Raw genomic sequence first — 21,829 nt, forward strand, 5'->3', positions numbered from 1 at the left:
GATTGTGTTCGGGTCCACCCTAGCAATAGCACCGCCCATTCAGCGCGCCCCCTGAGGCTTGTTGATCGCCTCGATCAGATGAACGTTGTCTTTCGCTCGCGCATAAAGATCCTGAACCACAGAATGACTAAGCCGGCCGTGCACCTCGAGCGACTCGGGCTCCAGCAACAGGTCTGAGTATGCGTCAGAGACCCGTCGGCCATCGGCCCTGCGGACACCACGCAACGGCTGGATAACCATTCTCCAAAAGTACGTGGCCTCGAAGGAATCCAAGCCAATGGCCTTAGCGAAGGCTCTGAAATGCGGCTCAACACGAGGGGCTCCGGGCCTTGCATCTTCGAAACTACGACCGCGATATCTTTCGATATCCAACCAACTTCTAAGCGTAACTTCGGCTGGCATATTAACCGCGTCACCCAGAGCCTCTTCCAACGCTCGCTGGATGCTTCTCGCCTTATCAGTCAGGGTGGCACCAGGGATCTGTGCCACGAGCTCGCCGACGCGATCGTGATACTTACGCAGATCGTTTTCGAATTGCTTGTCGTTGGAAATTGGAGCTCCAACTGCTTTCAAGGCAGACTCTGTCAGTTCACGCAGTTCAAACGACATCACGAATACGTGGTCGCCGGGCTCAAGCGTGCTGACGTCGACAGCCCTGAACCCGCGAGTCACAGTGTGTGATTGGGAGGGATCGTAGAGGTAGAGCTTTGAGGTTGGATTGCGGCGAACGGCGATGCCGCTATCGAGCACGAGCTCCCAAGCAGATTCGTCGTGTTCGTCACTGTCGGCGAATGTTGTTGAGAGACCCTGCTCGAACGAAAACGTTGGAAGAACAAAGTCAGCGCGACTGAATATTGTCTTCTCGTCGCCCGCTGGAAATTCGGGCAGCTGACGCAGAATCGCTTGAACTCTCGGTCGCAGCGCCTCAAATCCCGCTGTGTTATCGATTGCTCGAAGGGTCGCCTTCAAGTAGGCAGCATTGCGTCGCGTTAGAAGAACGTACGTTGGCGAAGAAATACGCTCGCTAAGGATCATGGTTCGAAGCGACTCTTCATCTAACCCGGCAAAGATAAGCGTGTCACCTTTTGCGTTTTCGAGCTCGCTGTCCAGCTCTCGAGAAACCATGAACTTTACGCAGTCTCGAAGCACTTCGAAGCCGGCGCCCTCTGGATAACCGTCGTACTCCTCAAAGTACCGCTCTGCCAGACGCCTCGCCGTCGGCCTTGTAAAGACCACCATGCACTTCTCATGTCCTCGCGTGTGCTCTTCAATTAGATCCGCGAGCTTGCGAGCTAGCGGCGTTCCATTTGAATAGTTTTCCCAGAGCGCATTTCCTCGTTCGATAATCCGCTTCAACGCAGCTCGCTTCTGGAACGTTGGATCATGGAGGATCTGTTCCAGGCGAGATCGATAGACTGGCCAGGCATAGTTTTGCCTAACGGCCATCGGTACGTCTGCTTCGCCAAGCCAGGCCACTAGCATCTTCGTGCTCGACGGCAGTGCGGCAAGTGTCTCCACGTAGGAAGAGGCGGCCCCCAGAGCCTCGATCCACTGCTCCGCTACAAGGCCGGCGGTCAACTTCTCGATCTGCGCGACAACTTCCGCAGCCTCAGTGTCTGTAATGGCGACTTGTATCTCCTTGCCCGAAGGTTCTTTCGCCTCTGGCACGCGGCACTCAAGCAGTCCGTCCATGCCGAGCGTGCAGATCTCGCCATACAGGGGCACGTCTGCCTCGCTCAGCCACGCGTAGATCTCGCTCTTCTTAGCAGAGGCCTTAAGCAACTGCCTCTGCAGCTGGCCTCGCACCCAAGGCTCATCGGAAACAAACACGACGGGGGGAGTATCGACTGGCCAGGCCTTCCGCGCGCACTCGAGGAACATGACGGCATTGGCCTTCCATCCCGGGTTCTTCTTGCGCAGCGCCCTCGTGAGATCAACTAGGAGTACATCTGGCCTCCGCGCCTTCTCCAAGGCGCGCATAGCGCTTCGGACGTCCTGGCGAGTCGCCCTCCAACTCACAGCGAAGACGGCGTCTGGCGCGGTGTTGGGATCGCTTAGACTCTGCGTCGCCAGGCTCCCTAGCAATCGCTTGTCTTTGAAAGACTTTAGGCTGCTCTTGACGTGGCGCAACATGTCCCTGTCGCAAGACCGCCATTCTTCGAAACCAGAATCGGCGAAGAAGTGGGGAATTAGCTCGGCAAGGCTAGGGTGAACTCGCTCCTCATCACTGGCTTTTATGTTGTTTAGTGAAGTCCAAAGGGCATCTTTCTCTCGAAAGGAAGCGGTAACCTTCGGATTTGGCTTTTGGTTGTCCTCAAGCAGCTCTAGCGCCAGCTTCACCAAGTCCGACTTGTCCAAATGGGCGTGGTTTAGCGCATGCAGAAAATTGGCCTTTGCCGGATAGATCATCGTCCGTAGGCCTTGCTTGTTTCCTTCTTGCCACAACGCTGCAGTGCCCACGGCGTGCGCCAACGTCAGAGAGCGCAGTGAGCCAGGCCAAAGCAACAGGAAGGAGGAATGGCGTGTCCGGGAGGAATTTATTAGATGGCCAGCCATGCCTTCGATTGCAGCTACTGGGCGGACTTGAGTGTCAACGTCGTCCGTTCGCAGTCTCAGGCCTAGGCTGGCGCGGCCTACGACTGGCTGCATGTAGGACTTCTTTGGGGTCCTTTCTCGCTTCGGCTCCAACCTCCGAGCTTCTTCAGACGGCGCCTCCGGGCTACTAGCCTTGCCCAACAGGCTCGCAGCTAGTTTTGCCTTTCGCTCTTGAGCGGAACGAATGCTTTGAAGTTGCGATCCGCCTGGGGAGCCCCGTCTACCTTTCATGGCTTCACCCTTCCCTTCGCCAACAATGCGGTCGCCTCATAAGCAGCTCTCGCAGCCCCCTCGAAATCCGCAATCTTCTCGGTTGCCGCAACCCACGCCGCAGGAGCGGGTAAGAGAAGAGCGTTAAGCTCTGACACGGCAACGTTTGTTGCGCTCGATATGGTTCTGAAAACACGGTCGACCGCCTTCGTATTCAGCAAAGCGGCCATTAGCTCAATCGAAACCGTCGCCTGTTCCGATGCTTCAAGAACGATGACATGGTTCTCGCAGACATACGCCTGGTTCTTCTTGAGCCAAGCCGGCGAAATCGGAGCTGCAACAAGGCGACTGCGCTGATCACTAGACGTAAGTCGCTGCAAGAGAACAGATCTGACCTTGACGACACCTGCCTCATTGAGCCCTTTGATCTGCACATAGGGCCTGCTTTTTCTTGACCGATGTTGTCGGCCATGGTCGAACGCCCCATTTGGTGCGATGTCTGTTGCCCAGACGAGTGGAACGACGAGACGACCTTTCGCATCAACGGGGCGCTTGGCAAAGCGTGGCCGCTTGTCTCTGTAGGCAACGAGGCTGCCAATACGAGGCACGTATCCGTAGTCCGCTAGCGTGAATTGACCACGCTCGGCAGCTGCTACAAGTGCGGCGTCGTCGGCGCTCCTGGGAATGGGCCAAGGGCTACCCGAGTTAGGCAGCGGAAACTTTCCTACGTCCCGATACTTTCCGTCGTCTGCAAGTACCACGATCTGCGTTTTGGCGTCGTCGCGAACAGCACCTGTAGGCTTGAGCAGCGTGATTGCCGTCTCTTGGAGAACGTCGATAAACATCGACTTTCTATTTCCAAGCATATCGATGCTTAGAACGCAGGCATCTTTTAGAAGCTTGGCCCTTAGCTTCGAGAATGAGTCACCGGACAGAAAGCTTGTCGGCGTTAGAAGACCTATCAACCCGCCCCGCTTTGCGAGAGTCAAGGAGCGATTGATGAAGAGCCCGTAGATATTGGGCTGGCCTTCGATAACATCACCATGCCCATCGCGATAGGCATCGACTTCGTCGGCCTTCAACTTTCGGTAGGGTGGATTGCAAATGACCACGTCATACGTTTCTGATCCAGCACGCAGGCCATCTCCAATCGTCAGATTGAATGTTGGCGAGTAGCGCGACTCCTTGATGAGCGGAAATGTCGCCATCTCGAGAAGCGCCGCCGAGAGATGGAGCAATTCTGCATCAATGTCATTGCCGCTGAGCGCATTCTCGATCGTGATCAGCTTCTGCTTGGCTGTGTGCTTGGTCCCGTCGAGCTCCTTCATCATGCGAAGGGCGAGTGGCACAAGAAACGCAGATCCTCCGCAAGCAGGATCGTGCCAGGTGCTTTCTAATAGATCGGCGCCCGCATTCACCAGGTTGTTGATCAGCCTATCCGCCAGAATCGGAGGGGTGAAGAACAAGGCGCGTTGTGATCGAGTGTCCTTGTCGACCAATAGCGAGTACGCCGTCGCGATCCAGTACGCGCCATCTCCAAACGGCTGGCGACTGACCCAATCCGCTAGCTCCTCGACAGCAGGGTCGGCGACGTACGCTGCCGCACCCCATGGGGCGCGCTCAGATTTCAGTTCAGGAAAATTGCGTGCCTGCCAAAGATGAAGGATCGCTCGAATGATCCTACCGGCATCAAATTCGATGCCCGCCGAGTCCCTGACAGACTTCACGCGTCGAAAGAATTTGAGGCGAGCGTCAGGGATGATCATGGCGCTAGATGGCAGCCTTCGAGCTATCTTGGAAGCCCAAAGAAGGCCCGATGTCTGCCATGGACGGCGACGGCATCGGCACCGAGCTCGTCGAAAGCCGAGGGCAAGAGGGGCGATGCTCAAGGTCACTGCAAGACTGGCCGGACGTGGATTCGTCGGCAATCAGGCGACCGATCGATCTCACGAAGTGAGACTGACCCCCACGGCGGCCCATCAGCGGCCCCCCAGGGGCCGAGGACCCCTAGCCTTGAAGACTCCGGACACCCTCCTATCAGGCGGGATCAAAGGCTTGTACAGCTCTTCTGGGTCAATCCCCAGCCGCTTGGCGTTTCCTTCAACTAAGGCGAGGCGTGCCAGCAAGGCGTTCGACTGGCCCTCCAACTGCTCGTTCTTGAGCTGGATGGCATCCAGCCGCTCGCCCATCGACCGACGTTTCTCATCGGCGCCAGTCCGCAAGGTTTTCGCTCGCTTCTTCTCTGCCGCGGCGATCACCAAGTCCTGTCCGTACTTCTTCAGTACGCGCCTGTCATGGCCGATAGCAACAGAGACGGCCAAGGTCGAGAGCGCCATCTCTTTCGGTGAGGAAGCCATTGCCTTCTCGATATATTGAGAAACCTTTTCCTTGACCTGCCTCTCGATGGAAGGGCGCGCCATGGCTACTCGAGCTCCTGAAATTTTGAGGGACTGTCGCCAAATGGCGATACAACCCCTGTGCCTCGAACATCCTCAGCAAGCAGGATGATCCGAAGGCCCTCGTCGGTTTCCCTGAGATCTCGCACCCACTCGTCCGTGAGAACTCCTTCTTGTGCGGCCAAAGCCGCCTCGGCATCTTCGAGTGCCTTCGCGTTTCGAAGCTGTAACGTTGTCAGCCTTGCACGCTGCGCCTCATCCTTCGTATCAAAAAGGAAGGAGCCGCAGCGCTTGACGCAGTTCAGCGCGCTTGGACATGGCGATGAATTGAAGTCGTGCACACAGAACCCGAGATGGGTGATGTGTATTGCTTGAACGATGGTCGTAAGGAAGACGTCTCGCTCTCCGTCTGCGAGTGAGAAGTACATCGTGGCAACATCGCCCTTCAGACGACCACTCTTGATGTGTTCTCGGAGCCTCCCCAGCCGCTCCTCAGACGTGAGGTGCTTGTACGCTTCGAGATCCCCTTCGTGCGCTCTACGCTGCCACCTGACGAGGTGCGCGTCGCTGATGCCCGCTCCGGACGCTTTGGTAGTCACGTAGTGCCGGATCTGGTGAGAATTCAGCGTGATCGGACGGCCGTCTTTCTCGGCTAGTCCAAGGCGCTCGAATATAGATTTCAGTCCGTTCGATTGTCCGCCAAGAAAGGTTCCGACCTGTTGTTGACGGAGAAGGACGACCAGTAGGGGATTCGTTCCTTTGCCCTCGTGTCCCTGGTTCTTGAAGCAAACGAACAGCGCTTGATGGAGCGGAAGCCAAGTTCCGTCCGCCCTTCTCGTCACGCCACGAACCGACTCTTGGCTATGCTTCTCTCGGTAGCGCTGTAAATGCCCTTGCAGCGATTCCCTGCGAAACACCTTAAGCATCGAGACATCGTCCCTCCTAGACTCGACGCACTTCGGCAACTTGACCGCTGTCAGCCCTAAGAGCTCAGCAACTTCGCGCTCCGAGAGCCACTCCTTCTCCATGGCCCAGGCTGGCAGGGGGAAGTGATGTGGTGATTCAACTAGCTCCTTCGCCCGCGCCCGCGCGTCGGAAGTCAAGCGCAAGGCGCGATCCACAGCGTCCCGAGCCAGGGAGGCTTGAGCGCTTGTGAGTGGGATCTTGTCTTCGATAACCGCCTTCCCTTTCGCCTTGAAGAAGTAGATGAAGTGCCGATCCCCTTCCTTCCGAATCGGATTCGTTGTGAACTGAAGTGGCTCGATTATTCTCAGGCTTGACACAAACATGAGAGCAGGAACGCAAGCCAGCAGTTGCTCAAATGGGCTGATGTCGTATTGATCGTTGTAGATGTCAGCTATAGCTGCAATCGCTTCCTCAGAAGGCAGCAATTCATCTCTTGCAGCCCGCCCATCTAGAGTTTGGCGATCCAAGCTCTCTTGGCGCGGGGTTCGGAAGGTGATCGCCAGGGGTGCTATGACTTGAGCTTCTGCTAGGCTTGTCAGAATCGACTGCAGGTCAACGCATCTCCGGTAAGCGCTGCTCGACTTCATTCCTGACGCAAGCATTATCTCCTCGGCCCCTTCTACGTCATCGCTGCGCAATCCGGCCCAGGAAAAAGCCTCTTCGCTGCCCCCAAATCGCTTGCGAATTGCTTCCCAGAGCCAACGTGCAGCCGTAGAGCCGTTGTACATCGTGCCCGGCTCCTTACCCCCGATACATAGACAAGCCTTGATGACACGTGAAAAGTGATCTGGGAGCGAAACGTGTCGATTTCCCTTCTCGATCCTCGTGAACAACAAAGAGACATTCCCTTGCCCGGCCCCGGACTTCTTCAGATGCCGGATGCTCCACGAGTGCCAATCGAAGTCTTGGCCAGGAAAGCGAACGGCGAAAGCAGCCCTTCCGCGATCAACGTATGAACGTTCGGCCGCGGATGGCGCCTTCGCGAAAGCACTAACCGCAGTCATGCTGAGCTTCCTCTTCGACTTGGCGCTCGAGTTCGCGAATTGCCTGAATGGTGAGGACAAGCTCCCCTCCCACCCTGTCGTCCGCGCGTCCTTCGAACCTGCTTCGAGCCAACGCTTCAAGAGCGTCGCCGACTGACTTGTGATCGGCCTCCCGGAAGGCAGCAAACTTCGGGCAGCGATAGCAACTTAGCGGTGGAGCTAACTTGCAGATGCCATGGCGAGCCACGTTCTGTCCGCACGCCCCCAATCCCAGCTGCAACGGGACTTCTAGAAACTGGGGGAATATGCCTGGAACGACGCGACGCGGAATCCCTGGATGCGGAGACGGGTCAGACGTGCTCGTTACCTTGCCCAGAAAGCGGTTGAGGTGGGAGCCGAAGGCGCGATCTAACCGCTCCTCAATCTGATCCATAACGGTTCCAGCAGCATCGAAATAGACTTCGACGTTCTGCAGGTCCTTGTGGAACAACAGGTGCGCTATGTCGAACCGCGAAGCGCCGTCCCTCGCTGCCTCGGTGGCCAGCGTGTAACGGAAGCGGGTTGGGTTTGCCTTGAGTGCGCGACCTGTGCGCGGGGAAACGATCTGAGCCTGATCGACCCAATCCTGCACCAAGCCCCCCAACGTGACCGTCGAAGTATCTGGATCCAACCACCAGCATAACGGTGAAGTGTTCGTCGGAGCCTGCGGTGCTAGCGATTGAAGTCTTTGTCCTAGTAGCGTGCTGATGGGCCGCACTTCCTCCACACGGTACTCGCCACGCTCCTTAGCTCGAGGAATGTCCAATGTATAGCGGACAAGTTTTCGTGGCTGCCCCCCTTCAACAACGTTAGCCTCGAAGCGCCGCAATCCGGACCATCGGGTCCGCAGCACTTGGATGGGCCTGAGTCCCAGTTCCTGAAGCAGTTGCGTGATGACCAAGGTGCCCGGATCCCCCTTGCCCTCTTTCAACGCCTGGTCCAGCAATTCAACCTCTTCCGGCGAGAACGGTCCGACCTGAGGGTCGCCGCTCAGAACCCTCCCACCCTTCATATTGCCGGGAGCCTTGATCGCCTTCAGCTGAAGAGAGAGATTGGGGTCGAAGTCGCCGAGCCTTGCAACATGGCAGCCCCACGCATAGATCGCTCGCATGTGCGCGAAGTCATTTCCACCAACACCTTGCGGAGATTCGAGTCCTTTGGACAGAAGCGATTGAAAATCGGAGACACCAAGTCGTCCCCAGTCAACAAGGGCGTCCGGCGCCTGCTCTCGCCAGAACCGCACCGCGCGCGAGATGGCAAATGCGATGTTCGCAAGGCTCCAGGAAGCGTAAGTAGCTGCCTTCTTCGCGACAAAGCGCTTGGCCACCTCCATGAATCGGTGCGTTGCTATCCCGACAATTGGGCGAAAGTCGATCGCGACTAGGCCACCGCCGTCAGCATTGGCGCGAAGCGACCAAACGTCGCCGCTCGTGTCGAGAGTCTGGCGATCTTTGGTAGTGACGATTCCGGGTAGCGCTGGAAGGTCGACCAACTCGTGATTCTCATCCGTGCGCAGCTCAGGCATGTCCTGACCCCTCATCGAACTTCGCATTCCTTTTGCGCAAGTAGGCGTCGCCGCGCTTCTTCAGCGCGTTCCGAATGTAGGCGAGTGGGGTATTCGACGTTGGGGCCCACCCACCTAGCTCTCGAAGAATTCCCAACACGATGTCTGAGGCATCAGCAGTTCCTTGGTACTGCTCAAGGAGGTCGTCAGCTGTTTCTTCGGCCCAGGTGTGCCGCAACGAATGCCAACTAAGATTCAACGGAAGGCGCGCATTCACCGCGTTCCAGATGGCGTCTAAACTCGTCCCAGAAATCGGAGCACCTGAAGCCGTGACTAGGAGATAGGGAGTTCGCGCGCCGCGACGACCGCCGTCTTCGGGAAGCGTGTTGCAGTACTGGCGGATTGCCAATCCCAGTAGATTTGACATCGGAAGCTCGCGCTCGAGCGACTTAACTTTCGGCCTATTGCTGCTTGTGCGCGTATCCGATGGATCATGTGGTCGGCGGCGCACCGCAATGCAGGGCCCTTGCACGTTCCGTATATCCCCGACACATACCTTACCCACTTCGCCGCGGCGAAGACCTAGCTCCCGAGAGAGTAGGTAACCGATCCAATTCCGAAGTCGAGTCGACGGATGCCATGGATTTTCGTCAGAAAAGCGAAGCGGTATCTCGTGACGACCATCCTTACGTCTCCGGGGACCTACTAGGTTCGACAGTGCGATGTCATCATCAGAAGAGAGTGGCTGAATTCGATTCCCGCGCGATCTGAAAGCGCGCAAATCCGCAAACGTCAGGCGAAGCTGTTCGTGGTACAGAACCAGCTCTGCGGGCTGCACAAAAGTCTTGCCGCCACGATCTATCGGCTTAGCGAGCCACCGCAAGAAGCGCTCAGCGTTTGAAATCAGCTGCCCAGTTGTGGCGAGCGCTCTAATCCCGCTAGAACCCCGGCCCGCCCTCAAATATCCGATCAGTTGATCGAGCTCATCTGCATTCAGTCGATGACCGTGTGCGAAGACATCGTCTAAGGACACCTTGAGTTCGTCTTCGCAGAACGAGTAAAGCAATGAAGCAGCACGGAGATCGTCCGCGAGCGTCTTCTCACCCACTGCATTGCGACGCGAGCGCATTACCCATCGCAGAGCAAGACGTGGTGGCAATCCAGTTCGTTGATCAACCAGAGTAGGGACAAGCTCCTGTTCAAGCGTTCCCGCTTTCGGCAGGACCACGTTGACCAATCGGAAGCGGCGCAGCGTTGCCTCCACCTGTTCCAAGCCAACCCTTTTATGTTCATGTATGACTACATAGAAATCTAACACATGACGTAGGCAAAAAGAAAAGGCAGGAAATCAACAGCCTCCTGCCCTTCTAATAAATGGACAACTAGGTATAGGTAGTGACCTAGAACGGAATATCGTCGTCAGCAAAATCATCCATCGGCGGCGCCGACTGCTGCTGCGGCGGTGCCTGGCGCTGCTGCTGGCGCTGACCGCCGCCGTAGCCGCCGCCCTGGTCCTGGTTGCCATAACCGCCCTGGCCGCCACCCTGCTGCTGACGCGGGGCCGACTGACGCTGCGGACGATCGCCGCCGTAGCCGCCACCGCCACCACCGCCGCCTTCACCACGGCCGCCGAGCATCTGCATTTCGTTGGCGACGATGTCGGTGGTGTACTTTTCAACACCGTCCTGGCCGGTGTACTTGTCGTAGCGCAGTTCGCCTTCGACATAGACCGAGCTGCCCTTGCGCAGGTATTCACCGGCGATCTCGCCGAGCTTGCCGAAGAACACCACACGGTGCCACTCGGTACGCTCCTGCTGGTTGCCGTCACGGTCCTTGCGCACGCTGGTGGTAGCCAGGCTGATGCGGGTGATCGCCATGCCGGCCTGGGTGTACTTGGTGTCCGGGTCGTTGCCGAGATTGCCGACGAGGATGACTTTATTGATGCCGCGGGCCATAGGTTCCTACTCTTCCGTTGGGGTCCACCCGCCGGATGCGGGCAATAGCCGACGTATTATATCTGTCCGGCGACAGATAGCAGCCAATCCTTGCAGCCCTTGTGGCGTAAGGCTTGCGCTGGCCCAGCCGGGGCTGCCACCGCCCCGGACGAGGTCCGGAGGGTCCGCCGGCCAGCGCCGGAATCGCCCGGCTGGCGGGACATACTGGCCCCGGTCTGCCCCCGTTTCGACGACCGCATGGCATGATGCCAGACGTCGTTCAGATTGCTGGTCAAGATGGTCATCAAGGGCAAAGCCACTTCATTGGATATCGCACACATGGCCGGCGTCTCGCAGCCGACGGTGTCGCGTGCGCTGCGTGGCAGCCCGATGGTCAATGCCGAAACCCGCCAGCGCATCCTCGATATCGCCCGCCAGCTGAACTACAAGGTCGACAAGAACGCCTCCAGCCTGCGCTGCCAGCAGTCCGGCACGCTGGCGCTGCTGTTCTTCGAGGACCCGACCAACGATGACTCGTTGATCAACCCCTTCTTCCACTCGATGCTGGGCTCGATCACCCGTGCCTGCGCGCTGAAGGGCCGGGACCTGCTGGTGTCCTTCCAGCAGCTGTCCAGCGACTGGCATGCCGATTTCGAAGACAGCAACAAGGCCGACGGCATCATCCTGCTCGGCTATGGCGACTATCACGAGTCGGTTGAGCGGCTGCAGCGGCTGGTGGAGCAAGGCACCCACTTCGTGCGCTGGGGCGCGGCCTTGCCGGGCCAGCCTGGTGTATCGATCGGCAGCGACAACTTCCAAGGCGGCTTTGATATCAGCGCGCACCTGCTTGAGCAGGGCCGCCAGCGCATCGCGTTCCTCGGCCACGCATCCAGCCACTATCCCGAATTCGAGGAACGCTACCGCGGCCACGTTCAGGCGCTGGCTGCGCGCGGGCTGAAGGCAGATCCCGGCATGCAGCACAATGCCATTACCACCGAGGAGTCAGGCCACGCTGCCTGCATCGCCCTGCTCGACAGCGGCAAGAATTTCGACGCGATCTGCGCGGCCAGCGACCTGATCGCCATCGGCGCGTTGCGGGCCCTGCGCGAGCGCGGTATACGCGTGCCACAGGATGTCGCGGTTACCGGCTTTGATGATATTCCGCTGGCGGCGTCGGTATCGCCGCCATTGACCACGGTGCAGCAGGACACCAAGCAGGCCGGGCAGCTGCTGGTGGACAAGCTGTTGAGCCTGATTGCCGGTGAGCCGGTGGAAGGCCTCACCATTCCGGTGAGGCTGGTGGTGCGGGAATCATCGCTCGGCGTCTGATTCACGCCGTAGCCCCTGTAGCCCGGGTAAGCGCAGCGCACCCGGGGAGCACAGAAGCAACAACGTTCCGTCAGCCCTCAACTCCGTCGACACGCCGCCCCTTGGACGCAAGCCCCGGATGCGCTGCGCTTACCCGGGCTACGGTGTCTTCGCGTGCCTTGGCCTAGCTGAAATCCTTGAGGATTTCGCCCACGCCTGACGGTGATATCTCGAAGCCCAGCTGCGTGCCCGGATTGATCACCACACCGTAGCCACCGGGCACGCGGCGCAGCACCTCCAGCATCAGCATGCGGATGTTGTGCGGTGCCTGCTGCTGGTGGAAGCCAACCCGCGCCATGTCGGTGAACACCGCCACATGCAGCACACCCTGCTTGTCGAACAGCAGCGGATCGAAACCACTGCCGTCAGGCGTGACCAGGCTGCCGGTCAGCAGCACCACCTCGGAGGCGACGAAGGCCTGCATGAACGCGCGGATCGGCAGTTTGCCGTCCATTGCCGTCTGCAACAGGGTTTCGATGGGGGTCTGCGGGGGGAGCTGGTTCATGGGTGCCGCCGGAAATGCCTGGGGGCGGATTGTAGCGGGTGAGGCTTTGGGAGGCGCAGGGGCTGTAGGTGAGACAGAAGCGAGAGCTACCCCTCCCCGGCCCTCCCCTTGCCTTCGGCAAAGGGAGGGGGACAAGCAAGGCCTCCAGCTGCACGCGAACAGCCCCCTCCCTTTTGCGCAGCAAAGGGGAGGGTTGGGGAGGGGTGCTTTTGGCGCGGTGTTGGATTGCTCGAAGAGCCTTACCCTCACCCCAACCCCTCTCCCGCAGGGAGAGGGGCTAACGCAGGCTACTGCGCCAGTCGTTTATCCCTGGCTTGCTGATCCGCCATGGCAGCGTCCAGCTGCACCTGCAGCTCAGCCTGTTTCACCTGCCCTTCCAGCACAAACACCTTGACCCCATGCGCCGGCACTTCGGTCTTCAGCGAACGCTTCACCTTCAAGGAACCGCCACCCAGCACATCACGCCACTGCCCGGCCTGCAGATAACGGCTCACCTCGAACGAGCGTGCAGCGTCGCCCTTGTTCAGCAGCACCAGCGCCGTCTGCGCCGTGTCTCCATGCTGCAGCACGCGGTAGAAGACCGCCTCGTCGCCCTGCAGCCGCTCGTTGACCTGCAGGCCGCGCTGCAACGCAGGCGTTGCTTCACGCAGTTTGGCGATGCGCTGCAGCGGAGCGAAGATCGGGCTTTGCCCTGCTTCATTCACCCGCTGCTGGCCGAAGTAGGCACGGTTGCCCGCATGCTCGGCGCGTCCGCGCATGAAGCCGGTTTCCGAACCGTAATAGAGCACCGGAATGCCGCGTGCGGTGAACAGCCAGTTATGCGCGTCGATGAAGCCGGCGTCGCTGGCATCCAGACGCGCCATGTCATGGTTGTCGTAGAAACTCATCAACGCATACGGATTGGCATACGGGCCTCCGCTCAGATGCAGCGGTTCGGCCAGCGTTTCAAAGCCCTTCTGCTCCTTGCCGAATACCGACGAAAGCGCACCGCGCAGTGGGAAATCCAGCACGCTGACGTTGGCGTTCGCCGGCCAGGTGTGCTCGGCGATCTTGGCGGCGTCGTAGTCGAAGGCTTCGCCGAACATGAACATGCCCGGGTGCTCGGCGCGGATGCGGCTTACGAATTCATGCCACCACGGATGCGGCAACCAGCCGATGGTGTCGATGCGCAAGGCATCCACACCCTGCGCCGTCCATTGCAGGTAGGCGCCAACCAGGTAATCCATCACTGCCGGGTTGTGCTCGTTGAAATCCGACAGCTCGGCCAGGTTGCCGTCGAAGATCGAACCCTTGCTGCCATCGACCGGGCCGATGTTGTTGTAGAACGCATGCAGCGGGTTGTGCTTCGGATCAAGCTTGTCCGGGGCAAGGTTCTGATGGTCGGCGATCAACTTGCCGTCCTTGTCGAAGATCTGGCCGAACTGTGGCTGCCGCTTGGGCATGGTCCAGGCCGGTGAGCCGTGGTTGCCGACGATATCCAGCACCACCTTCAGCTTGGCATCGTGCAGGCCCTTGGTCAGCCCGGCGAAATCCAGGTCTGCACTGGGCAGATGCTCGTCCAGCTTGTAGAAGTTGATGCCCCAGTAACCGTGGTAGCCGGTCTTGCCGCGGTCAGTCAGGGTGCTGGTGCAGCTGATTGGCTTGCTGCCGGTGAAGGCCTGATCGGGGTTGTCGATGATCGGCGTGATCCATACCGCGCCAAAGCCAAGCTCGCGGATGTAGTCGGCGTTGTCGAGTACGCCCTTGAAGTCGCCGCCGAGGTAGCCGATGTTGCCGTCGATCTTGTCCGGGCACGGCACCGGAATATCGAAGGTGCGGTGTTCGCCGCCCTGGTCGCGATGGTCGTTGCTGGTATCACCATTGACGAAGCGGTCAGTGACCACGAAGTACACCGCATCACTGGCGAAGGGCTCGGTGGTACCGATGTAATCCGGCCGGCTACCGGCCAAGGCCGAGCCTGCCATCACTGCAAGTCCAACCGCTGCTGCCAAACGACTACGCATCACACCACCTCCTGTTGCGACGGAACCCGCAGCACGCACAAGCCGGCCACGAACAAACTGCAACCGCCCAGCACCAGCACGTGGATGGGATCACCACCCAACCAGTTGCGCAGGGCGAAGCCCAAGGCACTGGCGGCCACCAGCTGCGGGATCACGATGAAGAAATTGAAGATGCCCATGTACACGCCCATCTTCGCCGCCGGCACGCTGTCTGACAGCAGTGCGTACGGCAGCGACAGGATCGAGGCCCAGGCAAAGCCGACGCCGACCATCGACAGCAACAGCCAGTGTGGGTCCTTGATCAGCATCAGCGAGATCAGGCCCAAGCCGCCCAGCCACAGATTGACCAGGTGGCTCCAGCGCAGGCCAATCGCGCGCACCATCAGCGGGATGATCAACGCAGCCACGGCCGCGAAGCCGTTGTAGGCGCCGAACAACACACCTACCCAGTTCGCGCCTTCGTTGTACGCAGCCGACTGCGTATCGGTGGAACCGAAGTGCGTGCCCGCCACCGCTGCAGTGGTGTAGATCCACATCGCAAACAGGGCGAACCAGGAGAAGAACTGCACCCATGCCAAACGCCGCATCGTGCCCGGCATGCTGCGCAGGTCATCGACGATGGTGGCCAGCATATGTGTGCCGGGCAGCACCCGCGCCACGCCGAGCAGCAGGCCGTAACTGGCGCACAGGCCGGCCAGCACATAGAGCATGCGGTCGCCTTGGCGCCAGGCGATCAACGCTGCCAGCAACACCCCCAAACCAAGCCACACGCCGATCTGACCCCATTGCGGCAGACCTGCAGCGCGCTGCACGGCATGCACGGCCGCCGGTTCGGCATCGTCGAAGCGGGCCAGCTCGGCCGGGGAATACTCGCGCGTGCTGAACACCGTCCAGCTCATCGCCAGCAATAGCACCGCCGCGCCGAAGTAGAAGGCATAGCGCACGGTATCCGGCACCTCGCCCGGACCCGCCGTATTGGCGACACCGAAGTGGGCAAGGATGAAGGGCAGGAAGCTGGCCACCACCGCGCCCACGCCGATAAAGAAACTCTGCATCGAGAAGCCCGTCGGGCGCTGCTTCGGCGACAACTGATCACCAACGAAGGCGCGGAACGGCTCCATCGAGATATTGATCGAGGCATCCAGCACCCACAGCGTGCCGGCGGCAATCCACAGGGTCGGCGAGTTGGGCATCACCAGCAGGGCGAGCGTGGTCAGCACCGCGCCGATCATGAAGTAGGGACGGCGGCGGCCCCAGCGCGTCCAGGTGCGGTCGGACAGATAGCCGATCACGGGCTGCACCAGCAGACCGGTCAGCGGCGCGGCGATCCACAGCCCCGGCACCGCATCCATCGGCGCGCCCAGCGTTTCAAAGATGCGGCTGGCATTGGCGTTCTGCAGCGCGAAGCCGAACTGGATACCCAGGAAGCCGAAACACATGTTCCAGATCTGCCAGAACGACAGCTGCGGTTTGCTATTCATCAAGCGCTTCCCCCTCCGGGAATCACGGATGCGATGTTGGGCGCGGATGCGCTGCGGCCATGGTAGAGGGCGCACCTGTGATCTGCACCGCTGTTGCATACGTATTCAATGCGGCATTGCGCCCACAGCGGCCCCGGCCGGGGAATAGTGGCGCCACGTGCCACCCCGCTGGGCCGGCGCGCCGACCAGAACCCGGAGTTGAGACCCGCATGGCCGATACACGCCCCACCCCTGCCCGCCTATCGCTAAAGGCTGCGTTCGCGCTGCTGCTGATCAGTTGCCTGCCGGCCCATGCCGCCGATCTGGCGCGCGTCACCTCACCCGACAAGCACCTGGTGGTGATCGTCGAATCCCAGCACGAAGGCCGCCCTTCCTACCGGGTGGAGCGCAATGGCGAGGCGGTGATCGCGCCGTCTCGGCTGGGCATGCTGCTCGGTGATGGCCGGTTGGAACGCAATGTCGCCCTTACCGGCCAGTCACAGCGCAGCTTCGACGAAACCTGGGAGCAGCCTTGGGGCGAGCGCCGCCTCACCCGCAATCACTACAACGAGCTGCGCGCCAGCTTCACCGAGAAGCCCGGCGCCGGCCGCAACTACGAGCGCCACTTTGACGTGGTGTTCCGCGTCTATGACGACGGCATCGGCTTCCGCTACGAGTTCCCACAGCAGGCCGGCATGAAGCAGGCGCAGATCCACGCCGAGCTGACCGAGTTCGCGCTGGCGCGCCCGGCAACCGCCTGGTGGATTCCCGCCTTCGAGTGGAATCGCGAGGAATACCTGTACCACCAGACCCCGTTGAAGGAGGTCGGCACCGCGCAGACCCCGCTGACCCTGCGCAGCGACAACGGCCTGCATATCTCCATCCACGAAGCCGCGCTGGTGGACTACGCCGGCATGAACCTGGCCCGTGGTGATGGCGACATCCTGCGCGCGACGCTGACCCCGTCCAGCAGCGGTGCGCCGGTCGTGCGCGCCCTGCCCTTCAATACCCCATGGCGCACCATCACCATCGGCGAGCAAGCGGGCGACCTGGCTGAATCCAGCCTCATCCTCAACCTCAACGAACCCAACGCCATCGGCGATGTGAGCTGGTTCAAACCGGCCAAATATGCCGGTGTGTGGTGGTCGCTGCACCTGGAGACCGAGACCTGGGCGACCGGCCCCAAGCATGGCGCCACCACCGAGAACACCCGCCGTTACATCGACTTCGCCGCCGCCAATGGCTTCCGTGGCGTACTGGTGGAAGGCTGGAACATCGGCTGGGACGGCGACTGGTTCGCCAACGGTGAGGCCTTCGACTTCACCCGCGCCACCCCGGATTTCGACCTGCCGGGCCTTGCCCGCTACGCCGCCGGCAAAGGCGTGCACCTGATCGGCCACCATGAAACCGCCTGCGCGGTCAGCCACTACGAACGCCAGTTGCCTGCAGCGCTGGACCTGTATGCGCGCAACGGCGTGGATGTGGTCAAGACCGGCTATGTCTGCGACGCAGGTGACATCCACCGCCAGGACCAGGTCGATGGCCCGATCACCCGCGAATGGCATGAAGGCCAGTGGATGAGCAACCACAACCTGCGTGTGCTCCAGCAGGCCGCCGCCAAGCACATCGCGATCAACTCACACGAGCCGATCAAGGACACCGGCCTGCGCCGCACCTACCCGAACTGGGTATCGCGCGAAGGCGCACGCGGCATGGAGTTCAACGCCTGGGGCAACCCGCCCAACCCGCCGGGCCATGAAGCCACGCTGGTGTTCACCCGCATGTTGGGCGGACCGATGGATTACACCCCGGGCATCGTCAGCCTGAAGGGCCGCAACGGCCTGGCCCTGCGCAGCACCCTGGCCAAGCAGCTGGCCCTGTACGTGGTGCTGTACAGCCCGGTGCAGATGGTCGCCGACCTGCCCGAACACTACGCCCAGCACCCGGACGCCTTCCAGTTCATCAAGGACGTGGCGGTGGATTGGGAGGAAAGCCATGTGCTCAATGGCGAGGTTGGCCAGTACGTGACCTTTGCACGCAAGGCGCGTGGTAGCGAGGAATGGTTTGTCGGCAGCGTTGGCAGCGAGAAATCGCAGGCGCTGGATGTGGCCTTGTCGTTCCTGACCCCAGGCAAGCGTTACCGCGCGGAGATCTACCGCGATGGTGACGGCGCCAACTGGGAGACGGCACCGTTTGCGTTTGTCCGTGAGGCGCGGGTGGTCGACAACCGCGACCGGATCAAGCTGCAGCTGGCGGCTGGTGGCGGTGCTGCTGTGCGCTTTGTGCCAGTGGAGTGAGGGCTGGACGGCCTGAAGCCCAAGGCTTTGGGCTTGGGGCTTGGGGCTTTGGACGTCTGGCTTTTGGCTTTTGCTCTACAGCCGTCATTCCCGCGCAGGCGGGAATCGCTCTTGGCTCTTGGCTCTTGGCTCTTTGCCCTTGATTCTCGTTCTTTCACTTCGACGCGCAAATCAAGAGCCAGAGCGATTCCCGCCTGCGCGGGAATGACGGCATGAACCAAAGCCACAACCGATGCCACAGCCACAGCGATTCCCGCCTTCGCGGAAACGACGGCGTGATGGCAGAACCGTCGCCGAAAGCGTTTTCAGACCTATCTGCCGCCGCAAAGCCCCATTGAATACGTATGCAGCCCAGCACCACGGGCTTGCCCGCTGATTACCATGCGAGTCAGTCGCAAGCAGCGAAAAAAACAGCGACGCATCCCCCACACCAAGACGGGGGAGCACAGAACACAACCAACCGACATCACCTGGGAGAGGGGAGTATGTTGAACACCAAGCGCAACCTGCTGAGCGTTGCACTGGCCTCAGCCATCACACTGACAGCCGCCAGCGCACACGCACAGACGGCCGAAGAACAAGCCAAGGCCAAGGCCGAAGCCACCAATCTGGACACCGTCACCGTCACCGGCATCCGCCGCGGCATCGAGAGCGCGATCTCGGTCAAGCGCGACTCGACCTCGATCGTGGAAGCCATCTCGGCCGAAGACATCGGCAAGCTGCCGGACGTGAGCATCGCCGAATCCATCGCCCGCCTGCCCGGCCTGGCCGCCCAGCGCGTTGCCGGCCGTGCCCAGGTGATCAGCGTGCGCGGCCTGTCGCCGGACTTCGCCACCACCCTGCTCAACGGCCGCGAAGTGGTCAGCACCGGCGACAACCGCAGCGTCGAGTTCGACCAGTACCCGTCTGAGCTGATCAGCGGCGTGACCGTCTACAAGACCCCGGATTCCGGCTTGGTCGGCCAGGGTCTGTCCGGCACCCTGGACCTGCAAACCGTGCGCCCGCTCAGCTATAACGAGCGCGTCATCGCACTCAGCGGCCGCTACCAGAAAAACTCGCTGGGCGAAGCCGCTGGCGAAGACCCGTATGGCAGCCGCGCCAACTTCAGTTACGTCGACAAGTTCGCCGACAACACCATTGGCCTGGCCATTGGCTACTCCCATTCGGAGATGTCCAAGCAGGAAAACCAGGTAGGTCTCTATGAACCTTGGCAGGCGCTGGGCGGCGATGACTGGCGCCCGGGCGTCCCCGGCGGTACCTACTATTCCGATGGCATCAAGGCACTGCGCCGTACCGGCCACGCCAAGCGTGACGGCGTCATGGCGACCCTGCAGTTCCGGCCCAACAACAGCTGGACCAGCACGCTGGACACCTTCTACACCAAGGCCAAGGAATACGACACCGCCAACCAGATCGAAATCCATCTGGGTGGCTACAACGGTGGCTACGACCCGCTCAACCTGACCGACGTGGTGGTCGGCAGCAACGGTAGCTTCGAGAGTGGTGTTGCGCACAATGTCTACCCACTTGTGCGCGGCATGTACAACCACCGCGAGGACAGCATCAAGGCCATCGGCTGGAACAACGAGTTCAACTTCGGTGATGTGCGCGTGGTTGCCGACGTGAGCTGGTCCAAGGCCGAACGTGACGAGCTGAACCTGGAAAACAACCTGCAGCTGCTGCCGGCACCCATGCTGGATTCGGTGAAACTGAACTTCGCCGGCGGCAGCTTCCCGAAGTTCACCCCGGGCCTTGATTACTCGGACTACAGCAAGCTCTACCTGACCAATACCATCTACGGTTCGGGCTATGGCAAGACCCCGCATGTGGACGATGAGCTGAAGGGATTCAAGCTGGCTGCCACCTTCCCGGTGCCGGAGGGCTTCACCTGGTTCTCCGACTTCGACGTCGGCGTGAACTACGCCGACCGCAGCAAGAACAAGACCCAGGCCGAAGGCAACATCAACCTGGGTGCACAGGGCGACACCAGCATCGCCGCCGACCTGCAGTACAAGCCGGTCAACCTGGGCTTTGCCGGCGCCGGCTACATCCCGGCCTGGAACGTGCCTGCTGCGGTTGGCCGCTACATGGTGTTCAACCCGACCACCACCGAGAGCTACCTGATTCCGAAGCAGTGGACAGTGGACGAGAAGATCACCACCACCTTCCTGCGCGCCAACATCAGCACGCAGATCGGCTCGATCCCGGTACGCGGCAATGTCGGCATCCAGGCCCAGCACGTTGATCAGTCATCGCACTCCAACTACTGGGACGGCTCGCAGGCGGTTGGCAGCCAGGTGATTCCGATCAACGAAGGCAAGAAGTACCTCGACTTCCTGCCGAGCCTGAACCTGGCCTTTGAACTGCCGGCCGAAAACACCGTGCGCTTCGCCCTGGCCCGCCAGGTAGCACGCCCGCGCGTCGATGAAATGCGCGCCTCGATGGAGTTCGGCGTCGACACCAACAATGGCACGCCGGGTGCCAGCGGCGGCAACCCCAACCTGGATCCGTGGGTGGCCAACGCGGTTGACCTGTCGTGGGAGAAGTACTTCGGCAACAAGGCATATGTTGCTGCGGCGTTCTTTTACAAGGACCTGAAGACCTACGTCTTCACCGAAAAGCGTGATGGCTACGACTTCACCGACCAGGTAGACGCATGGCTGCTGGCCAACGGCGTCAGCCTGCCGCCGGGCATTGTTGTCGACAAGACCGGTACCTATACCGCACCGTTCAACGGCAAGGGTGGCAGCCTGCGTGGCCTGGAACTGACCGCATCACTGCCGCTGGATCTGTTCTCCGACGCACTGCGCGGCTTTGGCGTTGTAGCCAGTGCCGGCTTCAATGACAGCAACATCACCATCCCGCCGGATCCGGCAACCGTTTCCAGCGTTGGCAGCGATCCGATCATGCTGCCGGGCCTGTCCAAGCGCGTTTACAACTTCACTGCCTACTACGAGAACAACGGCTTTGAAGTGCGCCTGAACCAGCGCAAGCGCTCGGACTTCATCGGCGAGATCGGCAACTTCAACGGCGCCCGTACCCTGCGTTACGTCAAGGGTGAGGACGTGCTGGATGCCCAGCTGGGCTACAGCTTCGGCGACGGCACGATGTTCAAGGGCCTGAGCCTGTTCCTACAGGCCAGCAACCTGACCAACTCCAAGTACGAGACCTATGCCGGCACCAAGGATAGGCCGCTGGAAACCGTGGAATGGGGCCGCACCTACCAGGTGGGTGTGAACTACAAGTTCTGATTGGTTCTGGTTGGACGTGCATTGGAGGCCCGCTGCTTTTGCAGCGGGCCTTTTGCGTTGTGAACAGCCCTGGCGTTTTCCGTATTCCAGAAGGAATTTGCTGAGATTTGTTGCAACCAAAGCATTGACCGACTTGCTGTGGCTGCTGTGGCTGTGGCTGTGGTTGTGGCTTTGGTTGTTGTTGAAGTTACGCCGTCATTCCCGCGCAGGCGGGAATCGCTCTGGCTCTTGACTCTTGGCTCTGGCTCCTGGCTCTTGGCTCTTGGCTCTTGGCTCTTGGCTTTTGGCTTTTGGCTTTTGGCTTTTGGCTCTTGGCTC

At 60.4% G+C, this 21,829-nt stretch carries 13 protein-coding genes; 3 read left to right on the forward strand and 10 right to left on the reverse strand.

Going from position 1 to position 21,829, the window contains the following annotated elements; genetic code table 11:
- Positions 1-39: 39 nt before the first annotated feature.
- From AC1VXC_RS06300 to AC1VXC_RS06330, 7 genes are all read right to left on the reverse strand, one after another.
- Positions 40-2,409, reverse strand: coding sequence for a hypothetical protein (locus AC1VXC_RS06300; protein ID WP_481538203.1), 2,370 nt, complete (start codon positions 2,407-2,409; stop codon positions 40-42).
- 413 nt (positions 2,410-2,822) lie between these two features.
- The gene (locus tag AC1VXC_RS06305; protein ID WP_481538202.1) at positions 2,823-4,571 is read right to left on the reverse strand and encodes an Eco57I restriction-modification methylase domain-containing protein; all 1,749 of its coding nucleotides are present in this window, start codon (positions 4,569-4,571) and stop codon (positions 2,823-2,825) included.
- A gap of 213 nt (positions 4,572-4,784) precedes the next feature.
- Positions 4,785-5,225, reverse strand: a complete 441-nt coding sequence (locus tag AC1VXC_RS06310) for a hypothetical protein (protein ID WP_481538201.1) — start codon at positions 5,223-5,225, stop codon at positions 4,785-4,787.
- Positions 5,226-5,227: 2 nt separating this feature from the next.
- On the reverse strand, positions 5,228-6,895 hold the full coding sequence (locus AC1VXC_RS06315; protein ID WP_481538200.1) for a hypothetical protein: 1,668 nt from the start codon (positions 6,893-6,895) through the stop codon (positions 5,228-5,230).
- A gap of 262 nt (positions 6,896-7,157) precedes the next feature.
- Complete coding sequence (locus AC1VXC_RS06320) at positions 7,158-8,714, reverse strand: hypothetical protein (RefSeq protein WP_481538199.1); 1,557 nt, start codon at positions 8,712-8,714, stop codon at positions 7,158-7,160.
- A complete protein-coding gene (locus tag AC1VXC_RS06325; protein ID WP_481538198.1) occupies positions 8,707-9,120 on the reverse strand; it encodes a hypothetical protein in 414 nt (137 codons plus the stop codon). The genes AC1VXC_RS06320 and AC1VXC_RS06325 overlap by 8 nt, the downstream gene beginning before the upstream one ends.
- 973 nt (positions 9,121-10,093) lie before the next feature.
- Entirely contained in the window at positions 10,094-10,648 is a 555-nt protein-coding gene (locus AC1VXC_RS06330) for a single-stranded DNA-binding protein (RefSeq protein ID WP_313170511.1), read from the reverse strand.
- 276 nt (positions 10,649-10,924) lie between these two features.
- On the opposite strand from AC1VXC_RS06330, the gene AC1VXC_RS06335 reads away from it, so the two are divergent.
- Entirely contained in the window at positions 10,925-11,956 is a 1,032-nt protein-coding gene (locus AC1VXC_RS06335; RefSeq protein WP_481538197.1) for a LacI family DNA-binding transcriptional regulator, read from the forward strand.
- 163 nt (positions 11,957-12,119) lie between these two features.
- On the opposite strand, the gene AC1VXC_RS06340 is transcribed toward AC1VXC_RS06335, so the two are convergent.
- The 3 genes from AC1VXC_RS06340 to AC1VXC_RS06350 form a co-directional block, all read right to left on the reverse strand.
- Positions 12,120-12,500, reverse strand: coding sequence for an SseB family protein (locus AC1VXC_RS06340; protein WP_481538196.1), 381 nt, complete (start codon positions 12,498-12,500; stop codon positions 12,120-12,122).
- 287 nt (positions 12,501-12,787) lie between these two features.
- Complete coding sequence (locus AC1VXC_RS06345; protein WP_481538195.1) at positions 12,788-14,503, reverse strand: alpha-amylase family glycosyl hydrolase; 1,716 nt, start codon at positions 14,501-14,503, stop codon at positions 12,788-12,790.
- On the reverse strand, positions 14,503-15,984 hold the full coding sequence (locus tag AC1VXC_RS06350; protein ID WP_313170504.1) for an MFS transporter: 1,482 nt from the start codon (positions 15,982-15,984) through the stop codon (positions 14,503-14,505). Before AC1VXC_RS06350 ends, AC1VXC_RS06345 begins: the two co-directional genes overlap by 1 nt.
- A gap of 209 nt (positions 15,985-16,193) precedes the next feature.
- On the opposite strand from AC1VXC_RS06350, the gene AC1VXC_RS06355 reads away from it, so the two are divergent.
- Both AC1VXC_RS06355 and AC1VXC_RS06360 read left to right on the forward strand, forming a co-directional pair.
- Positions 16,194-18,260: a glycoside hydrolase family 97 protein gene (locus AC1VXC_RS06355; RefSeq protein ID WP_313170502.1), complete on the forward strand. Its 2,067-nt coding sequence runs from the start codon at positions 16,194-16,196 to the stop codon at positions 18,258-18,260.
- 485 nt (positions 18,261-18,745) lie between these two features.
- Entirely contained in the window at positions 18,746-21,511 is a 2,766-nt protein-coding gene (locus tag AC1VXC_RS06360) for a TonB-dependent receptor (protein WP_313493859.1), read from the forward strand.
- Positions 21,512-21,829 lie beyond the last annotated feature (318 nt).

The organism is Stenotrophomonas sp. STEN033, assembly GCF_056856655.1.

Bases quoted from the DNA above. Each gene is read 5' to 3' on its own strand.
- AC1VXC_RS06300 (WP_481538203.1), bottom strand. From the start codon at position 2,409: ATGATCTATCCGGCAAAGGCCAATTTTCTGCATGCGCTAAACCACGCC.
- AC1VXC_RS06305 (WP_481538202.1), bottom strand. From the start codon at position 4,571: ATGATCATCCCTGACGCTCGCCTCAAATTCTTTCGACGCGTGAAGTCT.
- AC1VXC_RS06310 (WP_481538201.1), bottom strand. From the start codon at position 5,225: ATGGCGCGCCCTTCCATCGAGAGGCAGGTCAAGGAAAAGGTTTCTCAA.
- AC1VXC_RS06315 (WP_481538200.1), bottom strand. From the start codon at position 6,895: ATGTACAACGGCTCTACGGCTGCACGTTGGCTCTGGGAAGCAATTCGC.
- AC1VXC_RS06320 (WP_481538199.1), bottom strand. From the start codon at position 8,714: ATGCCTGAGCTGCGCACGGATGAGAATCACGAGTTGGTCGACCTTCCA.
- AC1VXC_RS06325 (WP_481538198.1), bottom strand. From the start codon at position 9,120: ATGTCAAATCTACTGGGATTGGCAATCCGCCAGTACTGCAACACGCTT.
- AC1VXC_RS06330 (WP_313170511.1), bottom strand. From the start codon at position 10,648: ATGGCCCGCGGCATCAATAAAGTCATCCTCGTCGGCAATCTCGGCAAC.
- AC1VXC_RS06335 (WP_481538197.1), top strand. From the start codon at position 10,925: ATGGTCATCAAGGGCAAAGCCACTTCATTGGATATCGCACACATGGCC.
- AC1VXC_RS06340 (WP_481538196.1), bottom strand. From the start codon at position 12,500: ATGAACCAGCTCCCCCCGCAGACCCCCATCGAAACCCTGTTGCAGACG.
- AC1VXC_RS06345 (WP_481538195.1), bottom strand. From the start codon at position 14,503: ATGCGTAGTCGTTTGGCAGCAGCGGTTGGACTTGCAGTGATGGCAGGC.
- AC1VXC_RS06350 (WP_313170504.1), bottom strand. From the start codon at position 15,984: ATGAATAGCAAACCGCAGCTGTCGTTCTGGCAGATCTGGAACATGTGT.
- AC1VXC_RS06355 (WP_313170502.1), top strand. From the start codon at position 16,194: ATGGCCGATACACGCCCCACCCCTGCCCGCCTATCGCTAAAGGCTGCG.
- AC1VXC_RS06360 (WP_313493859.1), top strand. From the start codon at position 18,746: ATGTTGAACACCAAGCGCAACCTGCTGAGCGTTGCACTGGCCTCAGCC.